Annotated in this window: 14 protein-coding genes and 1 riboswitch; of the genes, 4 read left to right on the top strand and 10 right to left on the bottom strand. The window is 64.8% G+C overall.

Annotated elements, in window-relative coordinates:
* Positions 1-24: 24 nt before the first annotated feature.
* From hemC to hemE, 5 genes are all read right to left on the bottom strand, one after another.
* Positions 25-1,023 carry a hydroxymethylbilane synthase gene (gene hemC, locus N5P29_RS13945; RefSeq protein WP_262275482.1) on the bottom strand — a complete coding sequence of 333 codons (999 nt, stop codon included), beginning with the start codon at positions 1,021-1,023 and terminating at the stop codon, positions 25-27.
* Entirely contained in the window at positions 1,020-2,243 is a 1,224-nt protein-coding gene (locus N5P29_RS13950) for a ferrochelatase (RefSeq protein WP_262275483.1), read from the bottom strand. Before N5P29_RS13950 ends, hemC begins: the two co-directional genes overlap by 4 nt.
* Positions 2,240-2,941 (bottom strand): hydrogen peroxide-dependent heme synthase, encoded by a 702-nt coding sequence (gene hemQ, locus N5P29_RS13955; RefSeq protein WP_144659734.1) that lies wholly within the window; start codon positions 2,939-2,941, stop codon positions 2,240-2,242. The genes N5P29_RS13950 and hemQ overlap by 4 nt, the downstream gene beginning before the upstream one ends.
* A 72-nt stretch (positions 2,942-3,013) precedes the next feature.
* Entirely contained in the window at positions 3,014-4,462 is a 1,449-nt protein-coding gene (gene hemG / locus N5P29_RS13960) for a protoporphyrinogen oxidase (protein WP_262275484.1), read from the bottom strand.
* A 6-nt stretch (positions 4,463-4,468) separates the two neighbouring features.
* The gene (gene hemE / locus N5P29_RS13965) at positions 4,469-5,584 is read right to left on the bottom strand and encodes a uroporphyrinogen decarboxylase (protein ID WP_262275485.1); all 1,116 of its coding nucleotides are present in this window, start codon (positions 5,582-5,584) and stop codon (positions 4,469-4,471) included.
* 158 nt (positions 5,585-5,742) lie between these two features.
* Between hemE and N5P29_RS13970 the strand changes: the two genes are divergently transcribed.
* Positions 5,743-7,065, top strand: a complete 1,323-nt coding sequence (locus N5P29_RS13970; protein ID WP_262275486.1) for a glutamyl-tRNA reductase — start codon at positions 5,743-5,745, stop codon at positions 7,063-7,065.
* 12 nt (positions 7,066-7,077) lie between these two features.
* Here the strand turns inward: N5P29_RS13970 and N5P29_RS13975 are convergent, their stop codons facing one another.
* Both N5P29_RS13975 and moeB read right to left on the bottom strand, forming a co-directional pair.
* Complete coding sequence (locus N5P29_RS13975; RefSeq protein ID WP_262275487.1) at positions 7,078-8,067, bottom strand: SDR family NAD(P)-dependent oxidoreductase; 990 nt, start codon at positions 8,065-8,067, stop codon at positions 7,078-7,080.
* 39 nt (positions 8,068-8,106) lie between these two features.
* Positions 8,107-9,309 (bottom strand): molybdopterin-synthase adenylyltransferase MoeB, encoded by a 1,203-nt coding sequence (gene moeB / locus N5P29_RS13980; protein ID WP_262275488.1) that lies wholly within the window; start codon positions 9,307-9,309, stop codon positions 8,107-8,109.
* Positions 9,310-9,315: 6 nt separating this feature from the next.
* On the opposite strand from moeB, the gene N5P29_RS13985 reads away from it, so the two are divergent.
* Genes N5P29_RS13985 through N5P29_RS13995 form a run of 3 tightly spaced genes read left to right on the top strand, consistent with a single transcriptional unit; the run spans position 9,316 to position 10,662 of the window.
* Positions 9,316-10,050 (top strand): TetR/AcrR family transcriptional regulator, encoded by a 735-nt coding sequence (locus tag N5P29_RS13985; protein ID WP_144659728.1) that lies wholly within the window; start codon positions 9,316-9,318, stop codon positions 10,048-10,050.
* A gap of 50 nt (positions 10,051-10,100) precedes the next feature.
* Entirely contained in the window at positions 10,101-10,325 is a 225-nt protein-coding gene (locus tag N5P29_RS13990) for a DUF3107 domain-containing protein (protein WP_144659727.1), read from the top strand.
* Between the two features lie 34 nt (positions 10,326-10,359).
* Positions 10,360-10,662 (top strand): hypothetical protein, encoded by a 303-nt coding sequence (locus N5P29_RS13995; protein WP_262275489.1) that lies wholly within the window; start codon positions 10,360-10,362, stop codon positions 10,660-10,662.
* Positions 10,663-10,738: 76 nt separating this feature from the next.
* Here N5P29_RS13995 and N5P29_RS14000 read toward each other — a convergent pair whose 3' ends face one another.
* From N5P29_RS14000 to thiO, 3 genes are all read right to left on the bottom strand, one after another.
* Positions 10,739-11,536, bottom strand: coding sequence for a thiazole synthase (locus N5P29_RS14000; RefSeq protein WP_315973351.1), 798 nt, complete (start codon positions 11,534-11,536; stop codon positions 10,739-10,741).
* 3 nt (positions 11,537-11,539) lie between these two features.
* Complete coding sequence (thiS, locus tag N5P29_RS14005) at positions 11,540-11,776, bottom strand: sulfur carrier protein ThiS (RefSeq protein ID WP_262275490.1); 237 nt, start codon at positions 11,774-11,776, stop codon at positions 11,540-11,542.
* A 34-nt stretch (positions 11,777-11,810) separates the two neighbouring features.
* Positions 11,811-13,055: a glycine oxidase ThiO gene (gene thiO / locus N5P29_RS14010; RefSeq protein ID WP_262275491.1), complete on the bottom strand. Its 1,245-nt coding sequence runs from the start codon at positions 13,053-13,055 to the stop codon at positions 11,811-11,813.
* Positions 13,047-13,167, bottom strand: a riboswitch (TPP riboswitch). It overlaps the preceding gene by 9 nt.
* Between the last annotated feature and the right edge of the window lies 1 nt (position 13,168).

A 13,168-nucleotide genomic window follows, 5' to 3' on the forward strand; every position in this document is an offset into this window, starting at 1 on the left:
GTGGCATGCCCGGCATCCGCTTGCTCAGGACGCTGCAAGGTCCGCGATCTCCGCGGCGCCCGCGGCCAGCAGAAGTTCGGCAACTTCGATGCCCAGCAGCGTGGCTCCCACTTCGGTCAATCCGTCGGTGGCTTTCTTCTCGCGGACCGTCTTGGTCCCATCCACTGCGCACACTACGGCCTCCAGGTGCAACATGCTGCCCTTGCGGAAAGCGTAGGCACCCACGGGAGCCGCGCATCCGGCCTCAAGCCGGGCCAGCACCGCACGTTCAGCCGTCACGGCAAGGCGCGTGTCGTCGTCGTTCAGTGCTGCAAGCGCCTGTGCCAGCACGCCGTGGGAGCCCTCGCCGGTCGAACCCTGCGCGGGCGCGTCCTCGGTACGGCACTCAATGGCCAAAGCTCCCTGTCCCGGCGCCGGCAGCATCACGTCGGTGCCGAAGAACTCGCTGACGGAATCCAGACGGTCGATCCGTTCCAAGCCGGCCGCGGCAAGCACCACGGCGTCGAGGTCGCACGACTTGCCGGGGACAACCTCGTCGGTCGCGTTTCCGGGAAGCCCGGGGACACGGCCGAGGCGGGTATCGACGTTGCCGCGGATATCCAGTACCTCGATGTCCGGGCGGGCCGCACGGAGTTGCGCCGCACGCCGGGGTGAACCGGTGCCGACTTTGGCGCCCGCGGGCAGCTGGGCCAGCGTCATGCCCTCTCGCGCGCACAGAACGTCCCGGACGTCCACACGGGTGGGGGTGGCGGCGATGGAGAGTCCAAGCGCTGAACCCGTGGGGAGGTCCTTAAGCGAGTGCACAGCGACATCGCAGTTCTCCGCCAGCAACGCATCCCTGAGCGCGGCAACAAACACACCGGTTCCGCCCATTTGGGAGAGGGACCCGGTTTTGACGTCGCCCTCGGTCTTGATGTGCACCAGCTCCACCGGGAAGCCACCCACCGCAGCCAGCTTGTCTGCTGTTTGCTGGGTCTGCGTCAGGGCAAGCTTGCTCGCCCGGGTTCCGATGCGGACTGTCACTTGGCTGCCTCCGAGGCGGGGTAGGCATCGTGGCGGGTTCCCACGGTGGTTCCAACTTCGGCAATGACGGGCTTGGCGCCCCGGAAGTTCTCGCAGCAGTTCGGGCGGCAGACGTCGTACCAAGGGCCGAGGTCCGTGACGTGGGGACGGTCTGCGATGTTGTTATCGACAGTCCGCTCACAGATGAGGTCCACGAGTCCGGCAACAAAAGCCGCGTGCGTGCCCGGCGTCGGGACGCGGGTTGCTGCAATGTCGAGGTTCTTGCAGGTCTCCAGTGCCTCGGTGTCGAGGTCCCAGGCAACTTCCATGTGGTCGCTGACGAAGCCAAGGGGAACAATGACCACACCGCGAACACCCTGCGGGGCGATTTCTTCAAGGTGGTCGTTGATGTCCGGTTCGAGCCACGGAATGTGCGGAGCACCCGAGCGCGACTGGTACACAAGGTCCCACGCGACGTTCGGCGCCACGACGTCCATGATGGCCTGCGCGTTGGCAAGGTGCTGGGCTGCATAGGCGGAGCCTTCGGCGAATTCGCGGGGCTCGTCTTCCGAACGGCCCGCGGCTTCAGCGTCCCGCGTCGGGATGGAGTGCGTGGCGAACAGGACCCGGATCTTGGAGTCCGGGTCAGCTTCGCCTGCAGCTGCAAGCTTGGCCCGGATCTCTTCCAGGCCGGCGGCAGTTCCCTCGAGGAACGGCTGGACCACGCCCGGGTGGTCGAAGTACTGGCGGATCTTGTCCACCTGGAGCTTGCCGTCCAAACCGGTTTCGGTCAGCGCGATGCCGATGTCCTCGCGGTACTGGCGGCAGCTGGAGTAGCAGGAGTAGATGCTGGTGGTGAGCATCAGGATGCGGCGGTGGCCGGCGTCGTAAGCGTCCTGGAGGACCGGCGCGATGTAAGGGTCCCAGTTGCGGTTGCCCCACAGGACCGGCAGGTCGATGCCGCGCGTGGCAAGTTCGGCCTCGATCGCGGCCTTCAGTTCACGGTTCTGCTGGTTGATGGGGCTGATGCCGCCAAAAGCGCGGTAGTGGTGCGAGACCTCTTCGAGGCGTTCGTCCGGGATTCCACGGCCACGGGTGACGTTGCGCAGGAACGGAATGACGTCTTCCTGGCCTTCAGGACCACCGAAGGACGCCAGGAGCACGGCATCGTAGTTTTGGGGCGCCTGGCGGCCACGTTCGGTCACTTCGTTCAGTTCGGTGGAGACGATCGGTGCGCTCACGCGAGGACCTCGGCAATCTCGGCTGCGGTGACCCGGCGGCCGGTGTAGAAGGGAATTTCTTCACGGACGTGGTTGCGGGCGTCGGTGGCGCGGAGGTGGCGCATGAGATCCACCAGGTCCACGAGCTCGGGAGCCTCAAGGCCCAGGATCCATTCCCAGTCGCCCAATGCGAAGGAGGAGACGGTGTTGGAGATGACCTGCGGGAACTCCCGGCCCAGCATGCCGTGCTCGCGGAGCATGGCGCCACGCTCTTCAGCGGGCAGGATGTACCACTCGTAGGAGCGGACGAAGGGGTAGACACAGAGCCAGGTGCTGGGTTCAACCCCGCGGGCGTAAGCCGGGACGTGGCTCTTGGCGAACTCCGCTTCGCGGTGCACACCCATGGCGGACCAGACGATTTCGGTTCCGGCGAAGAGCTTGCTTCGGCGGATGGAGCGGACCGCTGCCTGCAGGTCCTCCGGCTTGGCCCCATGGAGCCACACCATGATGTCGGCGTCGGAGCGCATCGCCGAGACATCGTAGCTGCCGCGCAGGACCACTCCGTCAGCAGCGAGCTTTTCTACCAGGGCTTCGAATTCCTGGGCAGCATCGCCGCTGCGCAGGACGTCGGCAGAGCGCTTGAAAACAGTCCAGAGCGTAAAGAACTGCTCTTCGGTTTCAGCAGTTTTAGTGACAGATTCGACAGAAGTGTGGCTCATGGTTCAAGTTTGCCCCGTGCCGGCCCCTAAGTCGAAACGGATCAGTTCTACATTGCGTAGAAGTGATGTAAATCACGGAATCGTTGCTTCCTCGCCGCTTCCCTGGGCGAGTTGCCGCCGCGTGTCAGCAACGACGGCCGCCAAGCCGTTTCCAGCCAACCAACCGCCCACCACCACCAAGCCCTCGGCAGCGGCACACACCTTCCTGACTTCGGCTACGCGCTGTTTATGACCGACGGCGGCGAAGGGCAAGGCTCCCGCCCACCGGACGACATCCCAGTCGACAACGTCACTGCCGGACACCGGCACCGTCAGCAGCTTCGACGCATCCTCCAGCGCTGCGGCCAGGAGTGCGTTGTCGTCCAGGACCACATCTGCTCCCCCACCGGCTTCTTCGCGACGACCATACGACAGGCGCACCACATGCGTCCCGGGACCGGCTTCCTCAGCCAACCAGTCCCATTTGGCCGTGGCGTGGGTCAGTGCCTTGGCTGTGATGCCAGGGGTTTGCGGTGCCACCAGGATTCCGGTGCCACGTGGCCGGCTGTCCAGCTCAGGCAGGTCCACCACGAGCGTCACCAGGCTCACCAGGGGTCCGGGCGCGGGACGCAAGCCAGCCAAGGCAGGCACGGACTTCTCCAGCAGCCCGACGGCGGCCGGACCGTCCAGCGCAACCACCAACCGTCCGGCGTCGTACGTTGAACCGCCGGCGGCGACCCGCCAGCCGTCCCGGGTCTTCACTACGTCTTCGGCACGCTTGTCCGTCAACAGCTCTGCGCCGCGGTCCCGGAGATCCGCTACCAGGGCGGTGACCAATGTGTTCATGCCACCGTTCAAGCCGGCGACGGCGGAACCCGCCTTCGCCGGTCCGGCGCCGGCTTTCCGCTGTGCTGCTACGGCAGCGGCAAGCGAACCGTGCTTGCGGATGCCGGCACGCAGTCCGGGTGCGACCATGTCCACGTCCAGAAGGCCGGGATCGGCCGAATGGACACCACCGACCACCGGCGATACGAGCCGGTCCAGCACCTTCTTCCCCATCCGGGCGCGGACCAACGACGAGACACTCGTGACGTCGGAGGAAGTCCCGACGGTTGCCGGCAGCCAACGATCAATGGATGCACGCAATGCCCCTACGAACCCGAGTGAACGCCTCACTTCGGGGTCCCATGGGTTCGCGGGAATGCCCAGGACACCGGTTTTGGGCAGTTCCTGCGGGCCATCGGGCAACTGGACCCATGCACCGCCGGGGTGGGGAGCAACGATCTGCTCCCCCAGGCCGAGTTCAGCGGCGAGGTCGGCTACGGCCGGGGACCGCGTGGCAAAGGACTCCGCGCCGCTGTCCAGGCGCAAACCGGCAACCACATGGCTCCCGACGCACCCTCCCCAGGAACCGGTTGCTTCCAGCACAGTGACAGTTGCCCCCGCCATGGCCAGTTCCCGCGCGGCCAGAAGTCCCGAGATGCCACCGCCCACCACCACTGCTGTGGTGCCTGGCTTGTGCGTTGCGTGTCCGCCGCGCATGCGCCCCTACTTGGCGGGGATCGAGTGGATGAGTTCCACAACGCGCGTGAGCACTGTGGGATCGGTTTCCGGCGGTACTCCATGGCCAAGGTTGAGCACGTGGCCCGGGGCGGCGGAGCCGGCGGCGATGACTTCGCGGACATGCGCCTCCAACACTTCCCAGGGGGCCGAAAGCAGCGCGGGATCGATGTTGCCCTGCAACGGCACCGTGCCGCCCAGACGCCGGTTGGCTTCATCCAGCGGCAAGCGGTAGTCGACGCCGACGACATCCACTCCGACGTCGCGCATCGCAACCAGGAGCTCGGAGGTGCCCGTGCCGAAGTGGACCAGCGGAGCGCCCAGTCCGCGGACGTGGTCCAGGGCGCGGGTGGAGGCAGGTGCCACGTACTTGGTGTAGTCGGCCAGGCCCAGAGAGCCGGCCCAGGAGTCAAAGAGTTGGCCTGCGGATGCGCCTGCTTCGAGCTGGGCCTGGAGGAACAAACCGGAGGCATCGGCAGCCCAGTTGGCCAAAGCGGTCCAGGTCTCGGGGTCGGCATGCATCATGGTCCGCGGGCCCAGGTGGTCGCGTGATGGTTTGCCCTCCACCATGTAGGCGGCCAGCGTGAACGGTGCTCCGGCGAATCCGATCAACGGGGTGGTGCCAAGTTCGGCAACCGTGAGTCGGACAGCTTCGCGGATTGGTTCGAGGGCCTCCCAGGTCAGCGTCGGAAGCGCCGCCACGTCCTCGGCAGTCCGGACCGGCTTGTCCAGGACGGGACCGACGCCCGGAACGATGTCGACGCCGACACCTGCCAGCTTGAGGGGAATGACAATGTCCGAGAAGAAAATGGCGGCATCGACGTCGTGCCGGCGGACGGGCTGAAGCGTAATCTCAGATGCCAGCTCGGGGCGCAAGCACGAGTCCAGCATGGCAACGCCCTCGCGGACCTTGAGGTACTCGGGCAGCGAGCGGCCGGCCTGGCGCATGAACCACACAGGCCTGCGGGACGGTGTGCCGCCGCGGTAAGCGGTGATCAGCGGTGAGTCCGAAGTGCGGCCGTCCTTCAGCGGGTGGTTGGCGTCGAGGCTACCCGCCGGGGAGTTGGAGGCCGTACTCTTGGATGCTGCCGAGCTAGAAGTCATGCCTTTGATTGTGCCGAAAATCCGGGACAAAAGATAACGACAAGCTGTCACGTAACGCTCCGCCTGCGGCGCTGTGGCGCGGATCACCGGACTCCGTGGGCAGACCCACGGTGGCATATTGTTCTACCGGCCTACGAAAAAGCTATGATGGGGGTGCTGTGGTTCTTTTCTCATTGGTGGCTACACACGCCGACATCGACCTCGAAACCGTCGCTCAGTTGAGCAACGGTTCCTCAGGGCTTGCCTCTTCGGCCCTCACCGAATCCCCCGTGGTGTCCGGAGCAGTGGTCCTCGCCACCTGCAACCGCTACGAGGTGTACGGCGAAACGGCCAACGGTGACGACCTTGAAGCGGCCCGCTCCGCCCTTATTTCCCGGATCAGCGAGCTGAGCGGCCTCAACGAACAGCTTGTCTCCCGCTCCTTCGCTACCCACACCGGCCCCGAAGTCACCCGCCATCTCTTCGCGGTGAGTTCCGGCCTCGACTCTGCCGTGGTAGGTGAGCGCGAAATTGCCGGCCAGGTCCGCCGCGCATTGATCACGGCCCAGCAGGAAGGGACCGCCAGCTCCGGCCTCGTCCGTCTCTTCCAGGCGGCCTCCAAAACCGCCAAGGACGTCGGCGCCCAAACAGCGCTCGGCTCGCGTGGGCTGTCCATCGTCTCAGTTGCCCTGGACCTCGCCACCGACCTTGCAGAAAACGAAGACTGGTCCACCAAGAAGGTCGTCGTCTTCGGAACCGGCGCCTACGCCGGCGCCACCATGTCCCTCCTTCGCGAACGCGGTTGCACGGACATCTCCGTCTATTCGTCCTCGGGACGGGCGGAAGCCTTCGTCGCCACGCGCGGCGGAACGGCGCTCGACGCCGACACCCTCCCCACCGCTGTTGCCGAAGCGGACGTCATGATCGGCTGCAGCGGTTCGGACAACCGCGTGGAAGCCGCCGATCTTGCACGTGTCCGGGCCAAGTCGGGCAAGCCGTTGATCGCCATCGACCTCGCACTGACCCACGACTTCGATCCCGCGGTAGGAGAACTCGACGGCGTGGAACTTCTGACCCTCGAGTCGGTACGCCTCGCCGCGCCCCAGGAACAGGCGGAATCGCTGTCCCAGGCCAGTGCGATTGTCACCGGCGCTGCTGCCTCTTTTGAGTCCGAACGCGAAGCCCGTTCCGTGGATACAGCCATCGTGGCCCTGCGCCGCCACACCATGAACGTCCTCGACGCCGAGATGGAGAAGGTCCGCGCCCGTCATGGCTGCACGGCCGCCGCCGAGGAAGTGGAGTTCGCGCTTCGCCGCATGGTCAAGCAGCTGCTCCACATCCCCACCGTCCGGGCCCGCGAGCTTGCCGCCAATGGCCAGCAGGACGACTACGTCGCCGCCCTCGAGGCACTCTATGGGATCCAGGTGGAGCAACCGCAGGCACCTGCCGCGGCCCCGGAATGCCCCGTGGACCACCAGCAACTCCGTTCTGAAAGCGCCTAGGCTCTCCCGGACCTAGGCCAAGGCGTTCACCCCAGTCAGTTCCGCCGACAACGCCCACAGCCTTGCCGCGTCCTCTTTGTCGACAGCGTGGGCGTCAACTCCCTGGTAGCGTGCCAACGGCGACTCCTTGTCCGTGGGCTTGGCGATATCGCAATCCTCGCAGTAGACGCCGCCCTTGCCGTTGAGGGCCGGTGAGGTCGCTGCCCACACCGACGTCGCGGCTCCTTGTTCGGGAGTCTTGAATCCTTCGCGGACGTTGCCCGCGGCGTCCATCCAGCCTGCGGCCACCATTTCCTCTTTGGGAAGATGCCGCTGCAACTCTGTCATGATCCCGCCCGGGTGGACGGCGAACGCGCGCACGCCCGATTCCCTGCCCAAATGGTCGAGCTCAACGGCAAACAGGGCGTTGGCGGTCTTTGCCTGGCCATAGGCCTTCCACTTGTCATAGCCGGTGGTGAAGTTGATGTCGTCGAAGCGGATCGGAGAGAGCTTGTGTCCGGTCGATGACAATGAGACGACCCGTGCATTCCCTGCCGCCTGCAGTGCCGGCCACAGTGCGTTGACCAGCGTGTAGTGCCCCAGATGGTTGGTGGCGAACTGGGCTTCCCATCCTGGTCCAACGCGTTGTTCAGGGCTGGCCATGATGGCGGCGTTGTTGATCAGGATGTCCAGTGTGTCGTGATCCTCGAGGTAACGCGCCGCGAACTCTTTCACGCTCTCTTGGTCGGCCAGGTCCAACTGTTCCACCCGGACGGATTCGGACAGACCGGCATCCGCAAGGACGAAACGGGCGTGCTCAAGCCGGCGCGCAGGTACCGTCACTTCTGCCCCTGCCGACACCAAGGCCCGCACGGTCTCCAGCCCCAAACCGGAGTAGCCACCAGTGACGATCGCCGTCTTGCCCCGCAGGTTGATGCCGTCAATGACCTCCATGGCTGTGGAGCCGTGCCCGAACCCGGAGCCGATGGGGCGTTGTTCTGTTTCAGTCCATTCTTCGCTCATGCTTGAGCTTCCCAGACAAGCCTGAAAACAGGCAATGAATCAGTAAACGGGCTTACCTGGCTCCACTTGCCGCACCCAGGCGAGGATGCCGCCGTCGAGGTGTTTGACGCGGCTGTAGCCGGCCTTCCGCGCCGCCTCCAGTACGGCTGCCGAGCGCGTTCCCGCCTTGCAGTGGAACACGATGTCCCTGTCCTGAGGCAGCTCAACCCAGGCTTCGCCGGACAGTATGCGGCCCTGCGGAATCAGGAGGGAACCGTCGATGCTCACGATGCTGTGCTCGCCGGATTCGCGGACATCCACCAGCTCGAAGTCCCGCTCCCCCGATTCCCGCTCTGCAAGCATCCGGGCCAGCTCCGTCGCGGTCACCGTGTGGTCCTGGTCCGTTTCAGCCGCTGGCGTTACTCCGCAGAAGGCCTCATAATCGGTCAGTTCCGTGATGGGCTCCGCTTCCGGGTCCTTGGAAACCTTGATCTCCCGCCAGCTGCCGCCCAGGGCGTCGAACAGCGCCACACGCCCCAGCAGGGAACGCCCGACGCCGGTAATCAGCTTCACGGCTTCGGTCACCATGAGCGAACCCACCGCTGCGCACAGCATGCCAAAGACGCCGCCCTCACCGCATGACGGCACCGAACCTGCCGGAGGGGCTTCGGGGTAGAGATCCCGGTAGCTCGGGCCGTGCTTGGCCCAGAACACGCTGACCTGGCCGTCGAAGCGGAAGATGGAACCCCAGACATATGGCTTGCCGAGGATGGCAGCGGCATCGTTGACCAAATAGCGGGTGGCGAAGTTGTCCGCGCCGTCCAGGATGAGGTCGTATTGCGCGAACAGCTCCAGGGCGTTGGAAGAATCCAGCCGGAGGTTGTGGAGGACCACATTCACCAGCGGGTTCAGTTCCGCGATGGCATCACGAGCCGATTCGATCTTGGGCTTGCCCACATCCTTGACGCCGTGGATGACCTGGCGCTGCAGGTTGCTGAGGTCGACGTCGTCGTCGTCCACGATTCCCAGCGTTCCCACACCGGCTGCCGCCAGGTACAGCAACGCGGGCGAGCCCAGGCCGCCGGCGCCGATGACAAGAACCTTCGCATTCTTGAGCCTGCGTTGGCCCACGGCTCCGATTTCGGGAATGATGAGATGCCGTGAGTACCGCTCCACCTCGGCCGGCGAGAGCCCGGCGGCCGGTTCGACGAGGGGTGGCAGGACTGTGGGCGCGGCGGAATGGGCAGCAACAATTGAGGCCATACCCCAATGTATGCCTGCCGATGCCGCCGGGTCATATTACCCACCGGTAGAGTGGTCATAACTGCAAAGGAAAGGCGGCAGACTGTGGCTGACGGCACACGGGCAAACGATGAGGCACCCGCAAAGCAGGAACGGGCCGTTGCACCCCGTTCACCAAGGCTGCCCAGGGACGAGCGCCGTGCACAGCTGCTGAACGCCGCCTTGGAAGTGTTCGTTTCCAATGGATTCCATGGCGCAGCGATGGATGAAATCGCCGAAACCGCGCACGTCAGCAAACCCGTGCTGTACCAACACTTCCCGTCAAAGCGGGAACTCTACATGGCCCTGCTGGACAGCCACCTCGCCACCTTGACGGACCTGATGCTGGGTGCCCTGAACTCAACAACGGACAACAAGGAACGCGTCAAGGCGGTCATGCGCGCCTATTACCGCTTCATCGCCGACGACGACCAAGCGCACCGGCTGGTGTTTGAGTCCGACCTCATCAATGATCCCGACGTCAGCTCCCGTCTTGAGACGTTCAACAAGACCTTCGCCGACGCCGTTGCGCACGTGATCGCCGAGGACACCAAACTTCCGCCCCTCGAAGCCCAGCTCCTGGGCCGCGGCCTGGCAGGAATGGCCCAGGTCAGTGCCCGGTACTGGCTGGAAACGGACGGAAACCTTGACCTCGATGTAGCCAGTGATCTGATCTATCGTTTAGCTTGGCGCGGAATCAGTCGATTCCCCAAAGAGTCCTAGGCTACAAATAGAGGACTGACTTAATACTTGATTGGCTTGGAGGCCTTGCTGTGGAAGTAAAGATCGGCATTCAAAACGTTGGCCGTGAAATTGTGCTCGAATCCGCCCTGGATGCCGACGCCGTAGCCAAGATCGTGGCCGAAGCCGTGTCCAAGGGCTCGGAACTGCGTCTGACGGACGAGAAGGGCCGCCAGATCATCGTTCCGGGAAACGTGCTGGGCTATGTGGAGATCGGCGCCGAGGAAGTCCGCCGGGTCGGTTTCGGCGCACTCTGACACTGATCCGCCCATCTGCCGCTAAGGAGTTCCCATGCTTTCCCTCGTCATCGTGGTCCTGGTTACCGTTGCCACTGGCTTTATTGTGTGGGCCAACGACAAGCGGCACAGCAGCTATGGAATTGCGTTGCCGGCCGGTGTTTCAGCCGCGGTCGGTGCCCTGAGCTGGGTAGCTTTCATCAGCGCAGGGCTTGGGTACCAGCCGGGCGCAACTTGGATCCCATGGGTCCTGCCGATGGTGCTCGGCACCGCAGCAGCAGCGGCCGTGGTGGTCTATCTCGGACGTACACGTAACAAGCACGACACTGAGGCCCTGACCAGGGCGCTGCGTCTCTAGGCGCGAAACAGGCTCTAGGCATTAAACAAGGATGACCATCACCTCCAGGTGATGGTCATCCTTGTTTAATGCCCGGTTAGAGGAACTCCGCCCGGCCCTCCATCGCTGAGGACGCCAGGGCGTGCTCACGCCGTGGAATCCGGCCTGCCTGCTTGGCAAGCCGGCCGCCGATGACGGCGTGTTTGAAGGCCTGCCCCATCTGCACCGGGTTCTGCGCCCGGGTCACGGCCGTGGCCAGCAGCACGGCGTCACAGCCCAGCTCCATGGCGAGGGCGGCGTCGGAGGCAGTGCCGATACCGGCGTCCAGCACCACAGGGACGGAGGCACGGGACACGATGAGTTCAATGTTGTGCGGATTGAGGATGCCCAGCCCGGTTCCAATGGGCGAGCCGAGCGGCATGACGGCCGTGGCACCCAGGTTCTCCAGGCGCAGGGCCAGCACGGGATCGTCATTGGTGTAGGCGAACACCTTGAAGCCGCGGTTCACCAATTGCTCGGTGGCGTCCACCAGTTCAACAGCGTCAGGGAGCAGCGTGTGCTCGTCCGCGATGACTTCCAGCTTGACCCAGTCGGTCTCCAGCGCCTCGCGTGCCAGTTCCGCCGTCATCACGGCGTCCTTCGCCGTGAAACAGCCGGCCGTATTCGGCAGCACCCGGATGTTGTTGTCCACCAGCAGCTGGAACAGCGAACCCGTTTCAGCGGTCGAATAGCGCCGCATGGCCACGGTGGTGAGCTCGGTTCCGGATGCCAGGAGTGCGGCTCCGAGCCCGTCCAGGCTGGGCGCACCTCCGGTGCCCATGATCAGCCTGGAGCCCAGTTCGACGCCGTCAATCACCAAAGCGTCCGTGCGGATTTCCGTGTTTGCCTGCGTCATCGTTCAGCCTCCCTGTACTGCGGTCACGAGTTCGAGTTCGTCGCCTTCGGCCAGCGCGGTGACCGCCCATTGGCTCCGCGGTACCACCTCGGAGTTGCGGGCGACGGCGACACCCAGCTTCCCGCCGTCGGCCGCCTGACCCCGGTGATCCAGGGCACGGCCGGTGACGGCGGTGACCACACTGCTGACGGAGGCGCCATCGAGCACTTCGTGCACGGCGCCGTTGAGCTTGATGTTCATACTGTTTCCTTGCTGTGGAGAAAGCAACGCGGGGTCACTTATGGCCCCCTGAAGGGGTTTCCATGGGCCATAAGTGACCCCGCGTTGCATTGAAGCGGTCAGGGCGGAAGATGGACCAGCGCGGGTCGCTGGAACCGGAGATCAGTTGTCCAACGATCGCGGCGGCGACAGGAGTAAGGAGGACTCCGTGCCGGAAGAATCCCGTGGCGATCACCAGGCCTTCGACTTCCCCCGTGGAGTTGCCTACGCGACCGAGCAGCGGGGCATTGTCCGGAGTTCCGGGACGCGCCCGGGCAGTCGCCTCAAGGAGTTCCAGTTCGGCAACTGCAGGCACCAGGACCTGGGCGTCACGCAGGAGTTGGTAGACACCACCGGCAGAGACGGCGTTGGAGGTCGCAGACAAACTGTCCTCGCGTTGCGTAGCGCCGATCACCACGGTTCCGTCTTCCCTCGGAACAATGTAGACAGGCACTCCGCGGACCATGCCCCGGACCGTCGCTGTTACCAAGGGACTTAAGTGGGCGGGGACGCGCAGCCGGAGGATGTCTCCGTAGACCGGCCTGACCGGAAGGCTGAGCCCCTCAGGAAGGCCCTCCAAGTGAGTAGCTCCGAGTCCATTGGCCACGACCGTTTCGGCGGCATGGACGGTGCCGCCGTTTTCAAGCTCGACGCCGGAAACACGGTCTCCGTCCCACAGCAACCCGCGGGCGGAGGCGTCAATGGCGAACCCGTCCCTGGCCCCCTGCACCCAACTGCCATCGTTTGGTGCGTGCGCAGCCAGCCCGGCCAGCAGATGCCCGGCCAGCTTCCGTGGATCCACCTGATGATCGGCGGGAATGTCGAAGGCACAGGAAATTTGCGGGCTCAGCAGTGGTTCGCGGTTCCTTGCTTCACGCAAGGAAAGCGGTTCGACCTCCAGGCCCGCCGCGAGCTGAACCGTGCGAAGGTCTGCTAGCGCCCGGCGGTCCGCAGCGTCGGCACCCACGGCGAGGGTCGGCGTCGTGCTGTATCCAGTGGCCTCCACTGGCTGAGGTAGGCCACCCACGAACGATGGCCACAATCGGGAAGACTCGAGCATGAGCTCCAGGAGGTCTTCTTCCTGGTAATGGAGTTCGCTCACAGGTGCCAGCATGCCGGCGGCGGCGAACGTAGCGCCGCTGGCGGGCGCCGGATCGATAAGGACCACGGAGCGGCCCAGCTTCCGCACTTGATGGGCAATGCCCAGGCCGATGACGCCTCCGCCAATGACAGCGACATCTGCGTGAATGGCTTCTGCCATCTGATTCCTTCCCTACGCCGGTACTAGCCGGATCAGGTCAAGCGGTCGGCTCTTAAGCCCTCTCAGCCGGACGGTCACAATGACGGTCGTCGCGGCTCCCGCGGTACGTGCCC

It is taken from the genome of Paenarthrobacter sp. JL.01a (genome assembly GCF_025452095.1).
Lineage (GTDB): Bacteria > Actinomycetota > Actinomycetes > Actinomycetales > Micrococcaceae > Arthrobacter.